The 19,978-nt window shown below is 38.9% G+C and carries 13 protein-coding genes and 1 tRNA gene; 7 read left to right on the top strand and 7 right to left on the bottom strand.

Annotated elements, in window-relative coordinates:
• Positions 1-11 precede the first annotated feature (11 nt).
• Positions 12-2,234, top strand: coding sequence for a cation:proton antiporter domain-containing protein (locus QEP08_RS00070; protein ID WP_285054336.1), 2,223 nt, complete (start codon positions 12-14; stop codon positions 2,232-2,234).
• Here the strand turns inward: QEP08_RS00070 and QEP08_RS00065 are convergent.
• Both QEP08_RS00065 and uvrA read right to left on the bottom strand, forming a co-directional pair.
• Entirely contained in the window at positions 2,227-2,808 is a 582-nt protein-coding gene (locus QEP08_RS00065; RefSeq protein WP_285054335.1) for a LysE family transporter, read from the bottom strand. The genes QEP08_RS00070 and QEP08_RS00065 overlap by 8 nt on opposite strands.
• Positions 2,809-2,864: 56 nt before the next feature.
• Positions 2,865-5,663: an excinuclease ABC subunit UvrA gene (gene uvrA / locus QEP08_RS00060; RefSeq protein ID WP_285054333.1), complete on the bottom strand. Its 2,799-nt coding sequence runs from the start codon at positions 5,661-5,663 to the stop codon at positions 2,865-2,867.
• Between the two features lie 267 nt (positions 5,664-5,930).
• Here uvrA and QEP08_RS00055 point away from each other — a divergent pair, with 267 nt between their 5' ends.
• The 4 genes from QEP08_RS00055 (at position 5,931) to recA (ending at position 8,664) form a co-directional block, all read left to right on the top strand.
• The gene (locus tag QEP08_RS00055; RefSeq protein WP_285054332.1) at positions 5,931-6,506 is read left to right on the top strand and encodes an RNA polymerase sigma factor; all 576 of its coding nucleotides are present in this window, start codon (positions 5,931-5,933) and stop codon (positions 6,504-6,506) included.
• Between the two features lie 99 nt (positions 6,507-6,605).
• Positions 6,606-6,797, top strand: coding sequence for a hypothetical protein (locus QEP08_RS00050; RefSeq protein WP_285054330.1), 192 nt, complete (start codon positions 6,606-6,608; stop codon positions 6,795-6,797).
• 71 nt (positions 6,798-6,868) lie between these two features.
• Entirely contained in the window at positions 6,869-7,552 is a 684-nt protein-coding gene (gene nth / locus QEP08_RS00045) for an endonuclease III (RefSeq protein WP_285054328.1), read from the top strand.
• Between the two features lie 98 nt (positions 7,553-7,650).
• Complete coding sequence (gene recA / locus QEP08_RS00040) at positions 7,651-8,664, top strand: recombinase RecA (RefSeq protein ID WP_285054327.1); 1,014 nt, start codon at positions 7,651-7,653, stop codon at positions 8,662-8,664.
• A 278-nt stretch (positions 8,665-8,942) separates the two neighbouring features.
• Here the strand turns inward: recA and tsaD are convergent, their stop codons facing one another.
• Positions 8,943-9,944, bottom strand: coding sequence for a tRNA (adenosine(37)-N6)-threonylcarbamoyltransferase complex transferase subunit TsaD (gene tsaD / locus QEP08_RS00035; RefSeq protein ID WP_285054325.1), 1,002 nt, complete (start codon positions 9,942-9,944; stop codon positions 8,943-8,945).
• Between the two features lie 53 nt (positions 9,945-9,997).
• Here tsaD and QEP08_RS00030 point away from each other — a divergent pair, with 53 nt between their 5' ends.
• Entirely contained in the window at positions 9,998-14,443 is a 4,446-nt protein-coding gene (locus QEP08_RS00030; protein WP_285054323.1) for a translocation/assembly module TamB domain-containing protein, read from the top strand.
• A gap of 5 nt (positions 14,444-14,448) precedes the next feature.
• Here QEP08_RS00030 and QEP08_RS00025 read toward each other — a convergent pair whose 3' ends face one another.
• The 3 genes from QEP08_RS00025 to QEP08_RS00015 form a co-directional block, all read right to left on the bottom strand.
• The gene (locus QEP08_RS00025) at positions 14,449-15,660 is read right to left on the bottom strand and encodes a bifunctional 3,4-dihydroxy-2-butanone-4-phosphate synthase/GTP cyclohydrolase II (protein WP_285054322.1); all 1,212 of its coding nucleotides are present in this window, start codon (positions 15,658-15,660) and stop codon (positions 14,449-14,451) included.
• A gap of 149 nt (positions 15,661-15,809) precedes the next feature.
• Positions 15,810-17,255, bottom strand: coding sequence for an LptF/LptG family permease (locus tag QEP08_RS00020; RefSeq protein WP_285054320.1), 1,446 nt, complete (start codon positions 17,253-17,255; stop codon positions 15,810-15,812).
• Between the two features lie 30 nt (positions 17,256-17,285).
• A complete protein-coding gene (locus QEP08_RS00015) occupies positions 17,286-17,666 on the bottom strand; it encodes an START-like domain-containing protein (protein WP_285054318.1) in 381 nt (126 codons plus the stop codon).
• Positions 17,667-17,770: 104 nt separating this feature from the next.
• Between QEP08_RS00015 and QEP08_RS00010 the strand changes: the two genes are divergently transcribed.
• Positions 17,771-17,844: transfer RNA gene (locus QEP08_RS00010), tRNA-Met, on the top strand.
• A 70-nt stretch (positions 17,845-17,914) separates the two neighbouring features.
• On the opposite strand, the gene QEP08_RS00005 is transcribed toward QEP08_RS00010, so the two are convergent.
• Positions 17,915-19,681 (bottom strand): S8 family peptidase, encoded by a 1,767-nt coding sequence (locus QEP08_RS00005; RefSeq protein WP_285054317.1) that lies wholly within the window; start codon positions 19,679-19,681, stop codon positions 17,915-17,917.
• Between the last annotated feature and the right edge of the window lie 297 nt (positions 19,682-19,978).

The raw sequence follows: 19,978 nt of genomic DNA, 5'->3' as shown, positions 1-19,978 counted from the left end.
CTTTTTTGCCTATGATACATTTACCAGTTTTAATAACTGATTTGGGATTGATACTGGCAGCCGCTGCTATTACTACTCTGCTGTTTAAAGCAATCAGACAACCTTTGGTTTTGGGTTATATCCTGGCAGGGCTCCTCGTTGGTCCGCACATCCAATTTATACCAACAGTTACAGATAATGAAAGTATACATATCTGGGCAGAAATCGGTGTCATATTTCTTTTGTTTAGTCTTGGATTGGAATTTAGCTTTAAAAAACTTGTAAAAGTTGGCGGCTCAGCATCCATTACGGCAATTGTAGAGGTTGTATTTATGCTTCTGATCGGTTTTGTGTCGGGAAAGGCCATGGGCTGGTCTACTATGGACAGTATATTCCTTGGCGGCATCTTATCTGTATCTTCAACCACAATCATCATCAGGGCTTTTGAAGAACTGGGAGTGAAACATAAGAAATTTGCCGGGCTGGTATTTGGAGTACTGATCGTAGAAGATCTGGTGGCAATTTTACTTCTTGTATTGTTGTCTACATTGGCGGTGAGCCAACAGTTTGCTGGTGGAGAAATGCTGGGGTCGATTCTTAAACTCTGCTTTTTCCTGGTTCTTTGGTTTATTGCAGGTATATTTCTGATACCTTCTTTTTTGAAAGTGACTAAAAAACTGATGAATGACGAGACTATGCTAGTAGTATCTATAGCTCTTTGTCTGGTTATGGTGTTGCTGGCGGTTAAGGTTGGCTTCTCTCCTGCTCTTGGTGCATTTATCATGGGTTCTATCCTCGCAGAAACTACTCAAGCTGAAAGAATTGAACATTTGACAAAGTCCGTAAAAGATTTGTTTGCAGCCATATTTTTTGTCTCGGTAGGGATGCTTATAGAACCAGGTATCCTGATTGAATACGCCGTACCGATAGTCGTAATCACGCTTGCAACGGTTCTAGGCAAATTCCTCAGTTCGGGAATGGGTGCATTATTGTCGGGGCAGCCGCTAAAGACTTCCGTGCAAACCGGGATGAGTCTTGCCCAGATAGGTGAGTTTTCATTTATTATTGCAACCCTGGGTCTAACATTGAAGGTAACGAGTGACTTTTTATACCCGATCGCGGTAGCCGTATCGGCAATCACTACATTTACAACACCCTACCTGATTAAGGCCTCAGAACCTTTTTATCTTTTTCTGGAACGTAACTTACCCAGGAAATGGGTAGAAGGGATCAACCGATACAGTTCAAGTACTGCTGGTATCACTACACTCAGCGACTGGAAAATACTGTTAAAGTCTTATACTTTTAATACCATTGTCCATTCGGTGATCCTGATTGCCCTTGCATTTTTAGGAGCACGGTACCTTCAGCCTTTTATCACAAAGAATCTGATCGACGGCAATAATGGCATCATATTAAGTTTGGTTTTGAGCCTGATCATTATGACACCGTTCCTTTGGGCACTGGCTATCAGGCGATTGGAACGCTCCGCCTACTCTCATTTATGGCTAAATAAAAAATATACCCGGGGGCCACTGATCGTATTGGAGGTTTTGCGTATAGCATTGGCATTATTTTTTGTTGGCTTTCTGATTTATCAGTTTTACAGTACTTGGATCTCTATCAGTATTGCCATCGCCCTGATTATACTAGGTATGTTTATATTCTCCAGGAAACTGCAGAGCTTCTATAACAAACTCGAAAGCCGGTTTTTGTTGAATCTTAATGCGCGAGAAAGACAAAACTCACAACCAGAGATACTCCCCTGGGATACACACCTTGCAGATCTGGTTGTAGCTCCGGAATCCAGATTAGTTGGGAAAACTTTGGTGGAATTATCTGTAAGAGAGAAATATGGTGTTAACATCGCATTGATAGAACGAGGGAAGATTATGATCCCGACACCTGGCAGAGACGAAAGATTATATCCAAATGACAAAGTAATGGTGATCGGTACTGATGATCAGCTTGCCGCTATAAAGGAACTTTTTGAAGGAAGTACAAATGAAAATATGGAGTCAAGCTTCCCTAGAGAGGATATGGCTTTACAGAAAATTGTTATCAGCAGCACTTCTCCGGTATTCGGGCAAAGTATTCGTACATCGGGTATCAGAGAGTCAACACAAGGCCTGGTAGTCGGTATTGAAAGGGACGGACAACGAATCTTAAATCCTGACTCCAACTTGATTTTCGAAAACGGGGACATCGTCTGGATTGTAGGAAATAATAAAAGGGTTCCTAAACTGTTTACTTGATAAAATGAATATAACCGATTTTGCAGATATGGTACCCGGATAATGCAAAGAAAAGAATGGCGATGCTTTTGTTAACGATATAACTGCTCAGAGCGAACTTCTCCTGAATATATTGGGCAAATCTTGCAAAACCGTACAATGCAAGCCCTGCACCAATTCCTGAGCCTATACTAAAAATACTCAGGGACAAATAACCAATATCTATCCATTCATGGGAGATGAGATAAGTACCAACAAATAACCAGTAAGGGATCTGCATGGGGTTGAGCACCCCGAGTAACATCCCGTACCTGATGCTATCTTTATTTGAGTAATCAGTTTTGGGCATTTCCTTGCGCGACCGCCAGGTAATGACACCAAGAACCCCAAACATCAGGATCATGATGACATCTATGATGTCTCCAAGTTTGATCTCGCTGGAAAGCCACTGGACAAAACGCATCACGCCAAAAGTGAACAAAACCTCGACCGCTGAAAAGGCGGCTATAAAATATAAGGCCTGACGGATGCCCCTCGTAATGGTGATCTGCACTACCGTCAGATTTATGTTTCCGGGTGGAATGTACCCTAACATGTTCAAGATGATTCCTAAAAAGAGTGTCAAAAAAAGCATGCGCTAAGATACAATTATTATAAATGTGCTTTTAAAAACCTGGCTGTATAAGAAGATTTTGCATTGAGCAGATCCTCTGGCGTTCCTTCGAAAACAAGATTACCGCCTTTGTCCCCTCCCTCGGGGCCAATATCTATGACCCAGTCAGCAGACTTGATCATGTCCATATTGTGTTCTATCACTAATATCGTATTGCCCTGCTCAATAAGTGTATTTAGTGCGATAAGGAGCTTTTTGATGTCGTGAAAATGTAATCCGGTTGTAGGTTCATCGAATATAAAAAAGGTCTTGTTGGCGTTATTCCCTTTGATTAAAAATGAAGCAAGTTTGATGCGCTGCGCTTCTCCTCCGGATAAGGTATTGGATGACTGACCCAAATGTACGTAACCCAGGCCAACATCGACCAGTGGCTGTAATTTGTTCAGTATTTTAGGTTCATTTTTAAAGAAATCTACAGCCTCGTCAATTGTGAGGTCTAAAATATCTGCAACATTTTTATCCTGATATGTAATATCAAGGACCTGCTGTTTAAATCTCCGGCCTCCACACGCCTCACAAGGCAAATAGATGTCGGCCATAAACTGCATCTCTATCTTTACCTCTCCCTCGCCCTGACATACATCACATCGCCCTCCTTCAACGTTAAAAGAAAAAGCAGCCGGTTTTAAACCTGTTGCTTTAGAAGCCGGCAACGCTGAGAATAGTGCCCTTACATCGTCCCATGCTTTGACGTAGGTTACCGGGTTTGATCTGGACGAACGACCTATCGGGTTTTGGTCAACCATTTCTACCTGGCTGACCAAATCATAATTGCCAAATATTCCATTGTGCGCCCCTGTCTGTTCACCAGCATAGTTTCCTATCGCTTTTTGAAGTGCAGGGTATAATATCTTTTTGACCAAACTGGTTTTACCGGAGCCGGACACGCCGCTGACAACAGTGAACACACCAAGAGGAAACTTAACATCAATATTTTTAAGGTTATTTTCCCTTGCCCCGGTGATGAGTACGTGATCCTTCCACCCTCTCCTCTTTAAAGGAACTGCAATTTGCTCTGCACCGGAAAGGTACCGGCCGGTAAGGCTCTTGCTATCCTTAATGATCTGCTCATATGTGCCGCTAAAAACGAGGTTTCCGCCGTGTGTGCCTGCTTCCGGCCCTATGTCAATAATATAATCTGCAGCCCTCATCATTTCCTCTTCATGCTCTACGACCAATACCGTATTGCCCACATTTCTGAGAGAGATCAGTACTTCTATCAGTTTATTGGTGTCTCTCGGGTGAAGACCGATACTGGGTTCGTCAAGGACATATATGGACCCTACCAGGCTGCTGCCCAATGATGTGGCCAGGTTTATCCGCTGAGATTCTCCTCCCGACAGGGTATTTGAGAGTCTGTTGAGTGTGAGGTAACCCAGGCCGACATTGTTCAAGTACAACACGCGGTTGCTGATCTCGGCAAGCAGGCGTTTGGCTATTTTTTCTGCAGTGGCGGAAAGGTTGAGGTTTTCAAAAAAATCCAGGATGACTGACAAGGGCATCAGTACAATATCGATAATTGACTTGTTCCCGATCTTTACATAAGATGCGTCTTTACGTAAACGCGAGCCCTTGCAATCGGGACAGGATGTTTTACCCCTGTAGCGCGACAACATCACCCTGTACTGAATTTTATAGGTCTGTTCTTCCAGGTCCTTAAAGAATGCATCAAGTCCGGCAAAGTACTGATTGCCCGTCCAGATCAATCGCTGTTCCTTTTCTGTAAGCTCGTTGTAAGGACGGTGTATCGGAAAGTTAAATTTTGAAGCGTTTTTGACCAGACGGTTTAACCATTCGCGCATTTTCTCACCGCGCCACGGAGCTATGGCATTATCAAACACACTTTTACTTTTATCTGGTATGACCAGATCTTCATCAATTCCGATTACATTTCCATAACCTTCACATCTTTTGCAGGCTCCATATGGGTTATTAAAACTGAAAAAATTAGGCGTGGGCTGCTCAAAACGCATTTCATCGAGCTCAAACCGATCGCAAAAATGTGTGGTACTGCCTTCATGCTCTACATAGCAGTCTCCTTTGCCCTCAAAAAAAGCAGTTTGCACGGAGTCAGCAATACGGCTCAGTGTTTCATCATCTGTGTTAACAACGACACGGTCGATAAGAATCCTGACTGTATGTTCATCGGCAAGTTCAAAGTCTCTAAAAGACCCGTCTTCCAGAATGCCTTCGATCTTTTGAACCTTATTATTCAAAGATACCCTTAAAAACCCCTTTTGAAGCAATACAGCTAGTTCTTCCTTAATCGATCGGTTGTTGTGGGGAAACAGGGGACAAAATATAGTCACTGTACTTTCTTTTTCCATACCGGAAATGAAATCTACAACAGTGGTTACTGTATCTTTCTTCACAATCTTTCCGGATACCGGTGAATATGTCTCTCCTATTCTCGAAAACAGAAGTTTAAGGTAGTCATAGATCTCAGTCGAAGTCCCTACCGTAGAACGTGGATTTGAAGTAATGACCTTTTGTTCTATTGCTATTGCCGGTGCAATACCTTTAATATAGTCAACTTCAGGTTTATTCATACGGCCCATAAACTGCCTCGCATATGAAGATAAACTTTCTACATATCTGCGCTGCCCTTCAGCGTACAAAGTATCAAAAGCCAGGGAAGATTTACCGGATCCTGACATCCCCGTAATGACAACCAGCTTATTTTTTGGGATTGCTACATCTATATTTTTAAGATTATGAACTCTGGCACCCTTTATGATTATATGTTTATGCGGATTTTTGTCTAATTCTTTATTCATTGATTTCATGGTAAAAGATTGCAAATATACCCTAAAAAAGACAATTTATGATTTTTTGGCGGAGTGCAAAATAAGGCATTGAAACCACTTTTATAATTTTTTAACACTTTTTATATTGGATTGTAATAAAAAAATGCTTCTTTTGAAATAATAACTAAACATTAACAAACCGCATTCTTAAAACCTAATAGGAGAAATCATATCGAAACAAACCTCTACTAAGTATTTTTTATAGCAAAAAGCAAGGGATTTAGTAAGGATACTCCTATGAAATTACAACAATATAGTGACCAGGACTTGATAAAGTTATACCTCACAGGTGATGAATCTGTTTTGGAGGAGTTGCTGAGAAGACACAAGTCAAAAATTTATACTTCTATCTATCTGCTGGTAAAAGACCAGTATTTGGCAGAAGATATATTTCAGGATGCATTTATTAAGGTAATAAATACACTTAGATCAGGGCGATACAATGAGGAGGGGAAGTTTTTACCCTGGGTGATGCGGATTGCGCACAATTTGGTAATAGACTACTTCAGACGTGAGAAACGTGCCCCCGTTATAACAAGTGCTGACGGCACAGATGTATTTAATATGCTCCAGTTCTATGAAGAGAGTGCTGAGGATAGGATGCTAAGAGAACAGACACATACAGATCTGAGGGCGATGATCCAATTGCTGCCCGATGACCAAAAAGAGGTTCTGATTATGAGGCATTATGCAGATTTAAGCTTTAAAGAAATCGCTGACCTGACCGAGGTAAGTATAAATACCGCATTGGGGCGTATGAGGTATGCTTTAAGCAACCTCAGAAAGATGATGAAAGTAAAAGAGATCTCGTAATTTGAAGGCAAAAAATAAATTATAATAATTGTTGTTACGGTTAAAATAAATTAATAACAATAGCGTTTATTAGTAATAACTAATATATGTATATTGCTTATGATGGAAACCTCTACTTCAGTTAACAAATTAAATTACGAACAATCCAAACAACAGGAAATGCTTGTTGAAGATTTAGAAGCACACGATATTGTGTTTTACGAAAACATTAAAACACAATTAGACGGTTTGAGCAGAAATCCTTCTGACGAGACTGTATCAAAAATTCTGGCATACTCCAGAGCTAAGTAATTTAATAACGATCTAAAGCCGCCAAAATTTGGCGGCTTTTTTTATTTCTAATGTTTTATCTATGTTTGTCTATGCTCAAGAAAGAAAGGTATAGACACTTTGTCTCTCATTTTTCCGCAAAACAACCCAATGCAGAAACAGAATTAAACTACAATAACCCTTTTCAGTTACTTGTGGCGGTGATCTTGTCGGCCCAGTGCACAGATAAACGCATAAATCAGGTTACTCCTGCTCTTTTTCAGCGTTTTCCAACTCCTGAAAGCCTGGCAGAAACTACGCCCGACATTGTATTTGACTATATCAGGAGTGTAAGCTATCCTAACAATAAGGCAAAGCATCTCGTGGGAATGGCAAAAATGCTCGTTGATGATTTCAGTAGTGAAGTGCCTTCAGATATTGACCAATTACAAAAAATGCCAGGTGTAGGAAGAAAAACCGCAAATGTAATTGCATCTGTAATTTATAGTGCACCCACTATGGCTGTCGATACACATGTTTTTAGAGTGGCAAACAGAATAGGGTTAACAACAGGAAAAACTCCGCTTGCCGTGGAGAAAGAACTGGTAAAGAATCTACCTGAGCATACCATTCATATCGCCCATCACTGGTTGATCTTGCATGGCAGATACGTTTGTGTAGCCAGATCGCCAAAATGCAGCATTTGCGAGATTACACATATTTGTAAATATTTTCAAAAAAATGAGAAAATAACTAAAATATTTAGTGAAATAGGTTTGGGATTAAAAAAAAATTGAATCTTATTTGTTATTTCAAATTAATAATATTTATATTTGCTAACATAATTAGTAAAAATACAGCAACTTAAAATACTTATCTCAATAAGCATAACAATATGAGCGCAAGTGCAGACAAATTAAAAGCATTACAACTTACACTGGATAAGTTAGAAAAATCATACGGCAAAGGCGCCGTGATGAAACTTGGAGACAACGCTGTAGAGCCTATTGAATCTATTTCCACCGGTTCGATCAGTTTAGATATTGCTTTGGGAATTGGCGGTGTGCCAAAAGGAAGGATCATTGAGATCTACGGGCCGGAATCTTCGGGTAAAACTACACTGGCCACTCACATTATTGCGGAAGCCCAAAAAAAAGGCGGTATCGCCGCTATAATCGATGCCGAACATGCTTTTGATAAAGGGTATGCAAAAAAGCTTGGTGTTGATGTAGATAATTTATTAATTTCTCAGCCTGACAATGGAGAGCAGGCATTGGAAATCGCTGATAACCTGATCAGGTCAGGAGCAATTGATGTAATTGTAATTGACTCAGTTGCAGCTTTGGTTCCTAAAGCTGAAATTGAAGGTGAAATGGGTGATTCTAAAATGGGACTGCACGCACGCCTAATGTCCCAGGCATTACGTAAGTTAACGGGCACCATTGCAAAAACCGGTTGTTGCTGTATTTTTATCAATCAGCTAAGGGAAAAGATTGGTGTCATGTTCGGGAATCCAGAGACTACTACAGGTGGTAACGCATTGAAATTTTACGCTTCAGTCCGCCTGGATATACGCAGAACCTCTCAAATCAAAGATTCCGATGAGGTATCCGGAAACAGGGTAAAAGTAAAAATAGTCAAAAATAAGGTTGCCCCTCCTTTCCGTCTTGCAGAATTTGACATCATGTTTGGAGAAGGAATTTCTAAAACCGGTGAGATCATTGATCTTGGTGTTGATTTTAACATTATCAAAAAAGCGGGCTCCTGGTTCTCTTACGGCGACACTAAACTCGGCCAGGGAAGAGATGCAGTAAAACAATTGCTAATGGATAACCCTGAATTATCGGAGGAAATAGAGGCTAAGATCAGATCAGAGGTAACAGGTGAAAAATTAGAAGAAAAACTTTAATAATAGTCGTTAAAAAAGCAACACAAAAGTGTTGCTTTTTTAACGACTATTTATAACTAGGTGACTGACTCTTATCAGTTAATCCATTTCTGGATTCCATGAATTTGGAATCGAATTTCACAATGGTGACTATAGCTAAAATTGCCATAAGAATCAGGACCAAAAGCCCAATGTAATTTCTCTTCTTGTCCTTTTTTATCAGCCAAAATAAAAATGCAATTAACGGCGTAAGCATTAACCCAAAAAATATCAAACTCACTGTACTCATATTCATCTGTTTAAAACTCCATTCTTGACAAAGGCGCAATGCCCTGCCCTACAAATTCCTTATTTATATACTTATAATGTGCAGCCATAGCAATCATAGCTGCGTTGTCTGTACAATATTCAAACGCTGGAATGTATACATTCCAATTGTGTTCATTAGCAAGATCCCTTAATCCAGTTCTCAATCCGCTATTGGCTGAGACTCCTCCTGCAATAGCGATTTCTTTAATTCCTAGCTGTTTTGCAGCTTTCTTAAGCTTGTTTAGCAGTATGAAAACTATACTGTACTGTACAGAAGCACATATGTCATTTAAATTTTCGGCAATAAAATTTGGATTCTCTTTCTCTCTATCTCTAATAAAATATAAAACGGAAGTTTTAAAACCACTAAAGCTGTAATTCAGATCCCTGATCTGAGGCTCTCCAAATTTAAACATCAAAGGATCACCGTCCTTTGCATGCTTGTCAATTAATGGTCCGCCTGGATACGGCAGCTTGAGTAACTTCGCAGTTTTATCAAACGCCTCCCCGGCTGCATCATCTAATGTCTCACCTATAATTTCCATATCAAAATAGTCTTTGACAAGTACAATCTGAGTATGACCTCCTGAAACCGTTAGGCAAAGAAATGGAAACTCAGGTTTAGGATCATCGATAAAATGAGCCAAAATATGCGCATGCATGTGATTTACCGAAATTAAAGGCAGATCAAGAGCAAGGGCAAACGATTTTGCAAACGACACTCCTACAAGTAAAGAACCAAGCAGGCCAGGCCCCTGGGTAAATGCGACAGCATTTAGCTCATTTTTGTTAACTTTAGCATTGAGTAAAGCCTGATGTATGACAGGAACAATATTCTGCTGGTGCACCCGGGACGCCAGTTCGGGTATAACGCCACCATAATTTTGATGAATTGTTTGGTTTGCAATAACATTGGCTGTAATTTTGCCGTTGTTACAAATAGCAACTGATGTTTCATCGCAAGAAGATTCTATAGCAAGTATTACCGACACGTTTATTATTATTAAGCTACAAAATTATTAAAAAACTATTAAAAATACTGCTTTTGGCCCTTGCATCGGTATTATTACTGTTTGCTGTCATTTTGTTTTCTCTTCAGTTTAAAACGGTACAGACTTTCGTCGCAAAGAAGACCGCTAATTATTTGTCAAAGGAGCTTAACACCACAATTTCTTTAACCGGCATTTACATAAAACCGTTTAAATCAATCGTAATCGAAAATCTGCTCGTTCTTGATCTGCAAAAAGACACATTGCTAAATACACCTGAATTTCTGGTAGACATAAATCGTCTCTCCGTTAAACAGAGAGTAATAGACATCAATACCGTTCAGATCAATAAAGGTACATTTTATCTGAAATCGTACAAGGATAGATCAACAAACCTTGATTTTATAATTAATTATTTCGACTCAGGTACAACACCCATAAAGAAAAAGAAAAAGCCATATAAAATATCTTTTGATAGAGTGATTCTCAACAGTTTCGACTTCAGGTACAAGAACCTGAGAGTGGATACCATTATCAAAGGTGTAAATTTTGATGATGTACATCTTACCAATTTCAACGGAATTTTTGAGAAGTTAAATACCGCTGATCATATCTTTCAGGCTGACATAAAGAATTTAACCTTTAAAGAAAAAAGTGGATTTTACTTAAAGAATTTAACGGCTTTTGCAACTATTGATACTAATAGTATTGAACTGGAAAGGTTAATGCTGGTGACTAATAAAAGCAGACTATCAGATTATTTCAGAATGCGTTTCGATAAATTTAAAGACTTTAGTAATTATGTAAACAAGATCCGGATGAAAGCAAATTTCAAAAATAGCTTTCTCGCATCAAGAGATGTAGCATTTTTTGCTCCTGAACTCAACAACATAAACCTGGATGTCGAAATTGACGGACAAATGTCAGGTTTAGTTAATAATCTCAAAGCTAAAAAACTATTGGTAAAGGCTGGAAAGGCGACCTACATAAAGGGAGATTTTTCTTTGAAAGGGCTGCCCAATCTTAAAGAAACGTTTGTGGATCTGAAAATAGAGATGGCAGGCACAAATAAAACTGATTTAGATGATATTGTAGGCAACATTAAGGGAAAAAGAACTGGGGCAATACCCATTATAATCTCCAAATTTGGCAACATCAATTTCAAGGGGTCATTTACAGGATTTCAGAATGATTTTATCGCTTATGGAGAATTTAAAACCAAATTGGGCCGGGTTGTTTCTGATGTAAATATGCGAATCGACAAGGAGGGGATTCCTTCCTATACAGGCAATATTAAAACATACGACTTTAATCTGGGAACATTGCTAAATGAAAAAACCCTGGGTCGAATTTCTGCTTCTTTATTCGTAAAAGGAAGGGGCACAGAAGTTAAACACCTCACTGAAGAACTCGATGGTGACATTGACTATATTGACTTCAACAATTACAGGTATCGAAATGTAAAAATTGATGGAACTTTTAACAAAAAATATTTCGATGGAAGTTTAAAAATAAATGACAAAAACGTTCAACTGGTATTTGATGGCGGGGTCAACCTAAATCCAAAACTGCCTGTATTTAATTTCGACGCCACAATTACCAACGCAAAACTAAAAGCCTTAAAAATTTACAAAGACTCCTTAATGATAGATGCGAAGTTTAAAACGAACTTTTCAGGCACTAACCTAAACAATATTCAGGGTGATTTACTGATCCAGCAGGTAAGATTAGACAATGTAAAAGGTATATATAATATTGACTCCGTAAAATTAGAGGCCAGCGGAATCGGAAAGGGCAGAAGTCTGATGATCAACTCCGATGTCCTTGAAGCCAGTATAAAAGGCCAGTACGACCTTAATACTATACCTTCATACTATAAGGCATTGGCGAGAAAATACATTCCTTCTTTGAAGACAGATATTAAACCCTATGGGGATCAGATCTTTCAATTCAATCTTAAGATCAAAAGATTTGAGCCCATTGCCCAGCTTCTAGCTCCTGGTCTGGAAATTAATGATCAGGCTGTTTTTTCAGGAGATTTTGACTCACAACACAATGTGGCTACAATTAATGGCTTTGTTAAAAAACTAAAATACAAAGGAATAACTATAAATAACATTATTGTAGACGAAAATGCATCGACAAACCAACTCCAGGCCATCATCACCTCAGACAGAGTGGATTTGAATGATAGTTTGTACATTAAAAATGTGAATATTTCAAATATCCTCCGCAATGACAGCCTCGCATTAAACTTAAAGCTTGCAAATTCTGATGATGCGAATCAGCTCGATTTGAACGGCCTTGTTGAATTTGCAAATGACACCAGCGCTCGTGTAAGTATTTTACCCTCTATTCTCAAAATAAACAATGAAGACTGGAAGATTCAGGAAAAAGTAAGTATCAGATTCCAGGATGGAAAAACCAATATCAATAATTTTGATCTGAGCAATGGAAATCAGTTGCTTACTATCAATGGAATTGTATCTGGCGATGCGGGCGATCTTTTACAGGTCGGCTTTAAAAACTTCGATTTGAAAAGCATTAATCCATTTGTAAAAACACTTGGAGTACAACTCTCAGGAAATGTAAATGGTGAAACTAAGCTATATAACATTTTAAAATCGCCACGGATATCTGATAACTTAAAAATAGATTCGCTGGCATTTAACAAGACTTACATCGGAGATCTAACAGATACCTCATCCTACGACAAGATGAATAATATAGCGAATGTCTTCACCAATATAGTGACCACGGATAAGGAAACGCTCCGGGTATTGGGTAACCTTGACCTGGATAAAAAGGAAATTGACCTCAACATAAAATTAGACGAGAGTGAACTTGCGGTGCTGGGTCCTTTTGTTAAAAAATTAGTATCAGATTTGAAAGGTCACATTTCAGCTGACCTTTCAGTAAAAGGCCCTTTTGAAAAACCATCAATAAACGGTGAAATATCTTTTGACAAAGGAACGATGACCATAAATTATTTGAGAACCACCTATACCTTAAATGATGAGGTGGTTGTAGATAATAGTGTTATCAGGCTAAGCGATCTTAAATTACTTGACGCAGATAATAACGAGGCCATCGCAAACGGATCTGTAGATCTCAATGATATCAATACGCCTATACTAAACGTTACTGTAAATGCCAAAAACTTTATGGCGCTAAATACTACAGAAAAGGACAACAGCATGTATTTTGGAAAGGCCTATGGAACCGGTACATTCAAGTTCAAAGGGCCAACAAACAAAATGTTTATTGACATCGATGCCAAGACTGAAAAAGGAACGATTTTTAATCTTCCTTTAAATAGCTCAGAAATGGTATCCAGCAAAGACTTTATCACATTTGTAAGTAAAGACACCACAAAGGTCGTTAAAAAACAAACGAGCTTTGACGGGCTGACCATGAACCTAAGGCTGAGTGTTGACCCCAATAGCACAGCCAATATATTTACTACACTTGGAAACTTAAGCGGCAAAGGAAATTCCAAAAATCTTGAATTGAATATCAATAGTTTGGGCGATTTCGAGATGTCTGGTGATTACATTATTGAATCAGGAAGCTTTGACTTTACGGCGCAGGAAATTATAAATAAAAAATTTAGCATCAGGCAGGGGGGCACAATCAGATGGACTGGCAATCCTACGACGGCCCAAATAAATTTAAAGGCCATATATGCGGTAAGAGCCAGCCTTGCCGACCTTTATATTGCTGCCAACAGAGATGCTGGGACAGATAGAGCAAGCAGCCGTGTACTTACAGAGGTGGAAATGGGGTTATCCGGGCTTCTCTTAAAACCAGATATTAAGTTAGATATCTTCTTCCCTTCAGACCCCTCAATTAAGGAAGAAATGCAATCTTATTTCAATGATGACAATAACAGAAATCTGCAAGCGCTCAGTTTGATTATCAGAAGAAGTTTTGCGCCAGGTACAGGAAAAGAGGATTTGGGTAAGCAGCTGACATCCGGAGTAGCCAGTACAGCTACCGAACTCCTGTTTAACCAATTCAATAATGTTTTGTCCTCACTTAATCTGGATTTTGTAGACATCAATATCCGTTCTCTGAGCGAAGCCAATGCGTCATTTAGATTCTTCAACAACCGGGTCATATTAAATGCTGGAATAGTTGATAAAGCGAGCACAAGTGATTTGTCCCCTATTGGTTTCACCAGCAATAATGTCGGCGGGGAAGTGGAGCTACTGACACTAATAAAAAAGGACGGGACACTGGTAGGTAAACTGGCAAATAAACCTCAAACCCAACAATACAAATTTGCAAACATTAACAACCAAAATAATAATGTAACCTCCCTTGGTTTGATTTATACACAGCAATTTGACAGCTTCCAGGAATTTTTACAAAGAATTACAGGCCAATACAAAAAGGTCGAAAAAAAGAAAGCGGATGCTAAAAAACCGACACGCGCCGCTTCAAAAAATTCAATTAATAAAGAGGCCGTTATTATAGACAAGAAGAACAGGAAGAAATAATTCTTCTATCCTTTCATGATCTGGTGTCCCATTTTATCACGTTTTGTTTTAAGATAATGCTCATTGTGAACGTTACTTTCAATTTCAATTGCCACATTTTCCACAATCTCCAGTCCGTAGCCTGTTAAGCCAGCTCTTTTGGTTGGATTATTAGACATCAATTTCATTTTTGTAATCCCCTGGGCCCTCAATATTTGTGCACCGACACCGTAATCTCTTTCATCCCCTTTAAATCCAAGCTTAATATTTGCTTCAACAGTATCAAATCCAGCATCCTGAAGATTATAGGAACGAAGCTTGTTTATTAATCCAATCCCTCTTCCTTCCTGGTTCATGTAAACAATAACGCCCTTGCCTTCTCTGTCGATCATTTCCATCGCTTTATGCAGCTGGGGGCCGCAATCACACCTGCAAGAGCCAAATATATCACCTGTAACGCATGAACTATGAACACGGGTCAGTATGGGCTCATCTTCAGTCCACTCCCCTTTACTTATCGCCAAATGAGTAGCGTTTGTATCTAGCTGAGTATACGCTGTCATTTTAAAATCGCCCCATTGAGTCGGCAAATTTACTGTAACCTCTTGTTTTATCAAACTTTCCTTACTAAGCCTGTAAGCGATGAGATCCTTAATAGAAATGATTTTAAGCTGGTGCTGGGCAGCAATTTTAACAAGATCAGGTAATCTGGCCATTTCACCATCATCTTTCATGATTTCCACCAAAACTCCAGCCGGCTCCATTCCAGCCAATCGCGCCAAATCAACAGCGGCTTCTGTATGTCCTGACCGCCTGAGCACACCCCCATCCTTAGACCTCAACGGAAAAATATGGCCAGGCTTGCCTAACTCTGCCGGATCGATATCAGGATCAATTAATGCCAAAATGGTTTTTGATCTGTCAGAAGCCGAGATTCCGGTTGTACAGCCATGACCAAGCAAGTCTACAGATACTGTAAAATTTGTCTCATATGCTGCCGTATTCTTTCCCACCATTGGTTCAAGCCCCAACTGATCACATCTTTCTTCAGTCAAGGGAGCACAGATTAAACCTCTGCCATAAGTAGCCATAAAATTTATCACTTCAGGTGTAGCATTGGCTGCTGCCGTTAGAAAGTCACCTTCATTCTCCCTATCCTCGTCATCAACAACAATAATGACCTTACCTGCCCTTATATCTGCAACAGCATCTTCTATCGCATTTAATTTAATCTCCATCTTCTATGAATCTATCAATAATCAAATCTTAACAGACAATTTGATTATATATTAAGTTTGCTACAAAGTTACAATGTTACGCTTCAATATTCTTTAATAAAATATCATATATAAGTAATCAATAAGCCCGCAATCGCCTTAACCTAAAATTATTCTGAAGCCGGCGCCATATCCTTCTTTTTTTTATTCTTAAAAAGATTTATAATAAGCTGTTTGAAATAGTCAACATCAAACAAGGCAGAATCAACCGTTGCCTTATAGGTCAGGAATGCGCCTAGTGGCGACAATATAAATATGGCGAGCCACATTCCAAAAAAAGATCTCAGTGAACCTGTAGTTGCAGATTTTTCAGACACTGTTGCTATGATATGGTATAGCAAAAAAAACACAATAGCCATCACCACCGGAAGCCCCAAACCGCCTTTTCTGATTATCGCACCCAAAGGGGCACCAATAAAAAAAAGCAATAAGCATGATGCAGCCAAAGTAAACTTTCTTTGGTATTCAAGCTCAACTTTAGTGATACTCTTCAACCTGTCTTCATAATCTGCTGTCCTGGCAGAAGTGGTTTGCTTTATAGTTGTTGCATTGTCAAATGCCGACTGAAGTGCAAAAAGACGGCTAGCGACAGGAATAGCCTTTAAAATATCTCCTTTTATCTCCTTAACAGGAGCTTTAAACCTGGTATAACCCTTAGTATAGTTGTTTTGTTTATAATAACTACCGGTGTTAATTGCGGCAAATTTATTAATGCTATCAAGATCTTTAACTAAAGAATCCTGTTTCCTGGTTAATCCTTTCAGATTCAGCATTGCGGTATTGTTCCTAAAATCCTGTTCGTTTGTTCTGTTCATTTTAAAGCTCGAGATATCAAACTTCTGATCAGTTTCGGAAAAACGCATCCTGGTTAATTCCTGTCTTGGATTATTGAAGGTATTTCTGTTGCTTGACTCCTCATACCGAACACCGTTTTTTAATTTCAGAAACAGGTATTTATCATTGCTGGACATTGTTCCCTCTTTGGCAATAATGATCTTAGCAATTCCGCTTGTGCTGGTATGATCGTAGATCATTACATCATATAACGATACACCATCACTACCCTTCTTATTAACTCTTATGGAATAACCCGGTATACTATTGTTAAATACCCCAGGCTTAATTAAAAAAGATAGTTTCTTATTGGTAATATCCCAGAGCAAAGAGCCAAATTTTAAGTTAGCCTTTGGTAAAATATAATCGGAAAACATAAATGAGCTGATCGCAATCCCTATAATTAATATAAGGAGCGGCGTCATCGCCTTTTGAAGCGAAACTCCGGCAGATTTTATTGCTACGAGTTCATAGTTCTCACCAAGCGTCCCAAAAGTCATAATAGAAGAAAGGAGAATAGATAATGGCAAGGCCATCGACACATTAGACGCAGATGCATAATACATCAATTCCAATATGACATACCATTCAAAACCCTTTCCAATTAAGTCATCAACGTACTTAAATAAAAAAAGCATCAACAGAATGAACATCACAATAAAAAATGTGACGAAAAAAGGTCTTATGAATGCTTTGAGCAGAAGTAAATGAATCTTTTTCAATGTACAAATTTACACAAAGCGATTGAAAAACTATGCTCCTATCACGCTATGCAGATAGTTTATTTGATTATCCCAAATCAAAGTCCGTTCAGCCAGCGTTTCCTCAGTTGCAAAGTCCGTTATAGAAAGTGCCACATCGTTTGTAAGTTCGTCCTGAACTATTTCCATTTCAAAATAGCAGTGCGGCTCATCATCAACCCATTTAAATTTTACAGACTTATTCTCTTTGACGCTTAAAAGCTTTGCTTTTTGAATTTCATCATCCCATGTGAATGTGTATACCTGATCCCTGAAAATAACATCATCGGCAAACCATTGAGACAAACCATTCGGCTCACTAATAAAGCTAAACAAAATACGTGGAGACGATCTCAATTCATATTCCAATGTAAATTTCTTCTTTTCTGACATCGTTAAATCCTTATATTCTGAATTAATTAGACTATTTTTTATTATTTGTTTCTAAAGAAAAGTAATTTATTCTATATTTGCAACTCTTTAAAAATAAGATTTCCGGCGGGGTAGCTCAGATGGTTAGAGCGCAGGATTCATAACCCTGAGGTCGGCAGTTCGATCCTGCTCCCCGCTACAAAAAAGCCGGTTTACACCGGCTTTTTTTATTTAAATAACACCTCTTGAATCAATCCGGAACAGCACTGTCAGTTCTTATTAGAAGAATAACTTTCAGCAATCTTCATTGCATTATAGGCATTCACAATACCACCACTAACACATAGCTCGGAAAAAGCAATTCTTGAACTTTCATTTCTGCTGTTAACGTATTTTACTTTACGGTCTACTTTGGTAACGGATTTCATAATGATGTCCCGGACCTGCTGTGGCTTTAAATCGGGATAATAGGATAATATCATAGCAGCCAGTCCGGAGACCACAGGGGAGGCCATACTTGTACCATCAAATTCTTCATATTTTGAACCCGGAACCGTAGATCTAATCATAAAACCAGGAGCAAAAACATCAACCATATACTTACCATAATTAGAAAACGAAGCCTTTAACGATGCGTCATCGGCGTAAGCACTCGCGCCTACTTCAATCCAGTTGCTGGCATGCGGGAGCTTAAACTTTGCGGTATCTACAGGAACAGGTTTAACTATCCCCGGTCCCTGATTCCGGGACATGCTCTGGTTTTGCATCTGGCCTTGTACCGGCAGCAAAGGAATTTTTGGCTCTATCCGTTTATGAGCCTTCTTATAAGCAATTGATTCTGGGGAATCAAAGAACTTATTGGGATAATTCTCCTCCAGGTCAGTATCTAAGTTATCATTGCCTGCAGCATGCACAAGCAATACGCCTTTATCCCCAGCATATTTAACTGCTTCGTCTACGACTTGTTTGTCCCATTTAAATCCTTTACCAAAGCTCATATTGATTACTCTGGCTCCGTTATCCACAGCATAACGTATTCCATTGGCTACATCTTTGTCTCTTTCATCGCCTTCCGGAACTACCCTGATGGCCATAATACTAACATTATTTGCGACTCCATTAATACCGATGCCGTTAGTTCTGTTGGCCCCAATAATTCCTGAAACGTGTGAGCCATGCTCGGCATTAGGTCCGGCTACATCATTATTTCCATAATTACGCTCTCTTGAGTTTGCATAATCGTCGCCCACCAACTCCTCTCTTTGATCGTAATCCAAGTTCAAATTATACCTCAACATAACATCGTACTGTTTATAGCCATCCTTTATTTCTTTAAAGAACTTTTCAATACTCCCGCTCTCCTTTACTCCTCCCCTTATAATTTTTTTAACCTGTTCCTCTTCTTCATTGTCGGCTACATATTTATCAATATCCTCAAGAGAAGGTATTTTCTTCTTGTTGATCAGCGCTACAGAATCAAGTACCTTGTTAATGACGCTTAGAACAGAAAATGTTCGATCGGCTTCATTATACTTCTTGCCAAATTCCCGTGTGACCCTTTTATACAATTCAAACTCCTCTTTTTGCACACTATCCAAAACAGTCATATTTGTTGTAGAAGCATATTTAGGCAAAAGAGACCGCCTAATTCTTGTCATTTCCAAATTATCATAGGCTAGATTACCTTTTTTTGACCCAATAAAATTCCATCCATTTACGTCGTCAATGTACCCATTCGCATCATCGTCAATCCCATTACCCGGAACTTCCTTCTTGTTGACCCACAAAACATCTTTTAAATCTTCGTGTTTAATATCTACGCCCCCATCAATAACGGCAACTATTATTTTTTCTTTTGGCCTCTTGCCAGCTAGCAGTTCTTTATAAGCTCTTTCGGTGCTGATCCCAAAATATCCATCCTGAATTAAATCAAGATTATACCAGTTTGCAGGAAGTTTAACATCCTTATTCTGAGGAGATGCAGTAAAGCTCCATCCAATGCACCAAATCAATACAGAAATCCGCTTCAAATTCATAATAAAATTCCCTTATAAAATAAACGTAAAATACAATAATACGGTTTTATTGCCTTTTCAATACGAATTTAGCATTTTTTAACACTCCGCAAATGCAGCTGATCAATCATGTTCTGATTGCTTCTGTACTAACTCAATCCATTATCCCAAAGGCTATTGTTATAGTACTTTTCCGATCATATTTCCACAGCTCAGGGCGCCATAGTGGCAATGGATCTTTTTTGGCCTCATATAAGTTTATGATAAATAAGAGCGGATTTAAGAGACTTTCAGAAACAAGAAAAGCCTGTAGTCAAA

The organism is Pedobacter ginsengisoli (assembly GCF_030244015.1).
GTDB classification, from domain to species: Bacteria; Bacteroidota; Bacteroidia; order Sphingobacteriales; family Sphingobacteriaceae; genus Pedobacter; species Pedobacter ginsengisoli.
This window is presented reverse-complemented; position numbering and strand designations above follow the sequence as displayed.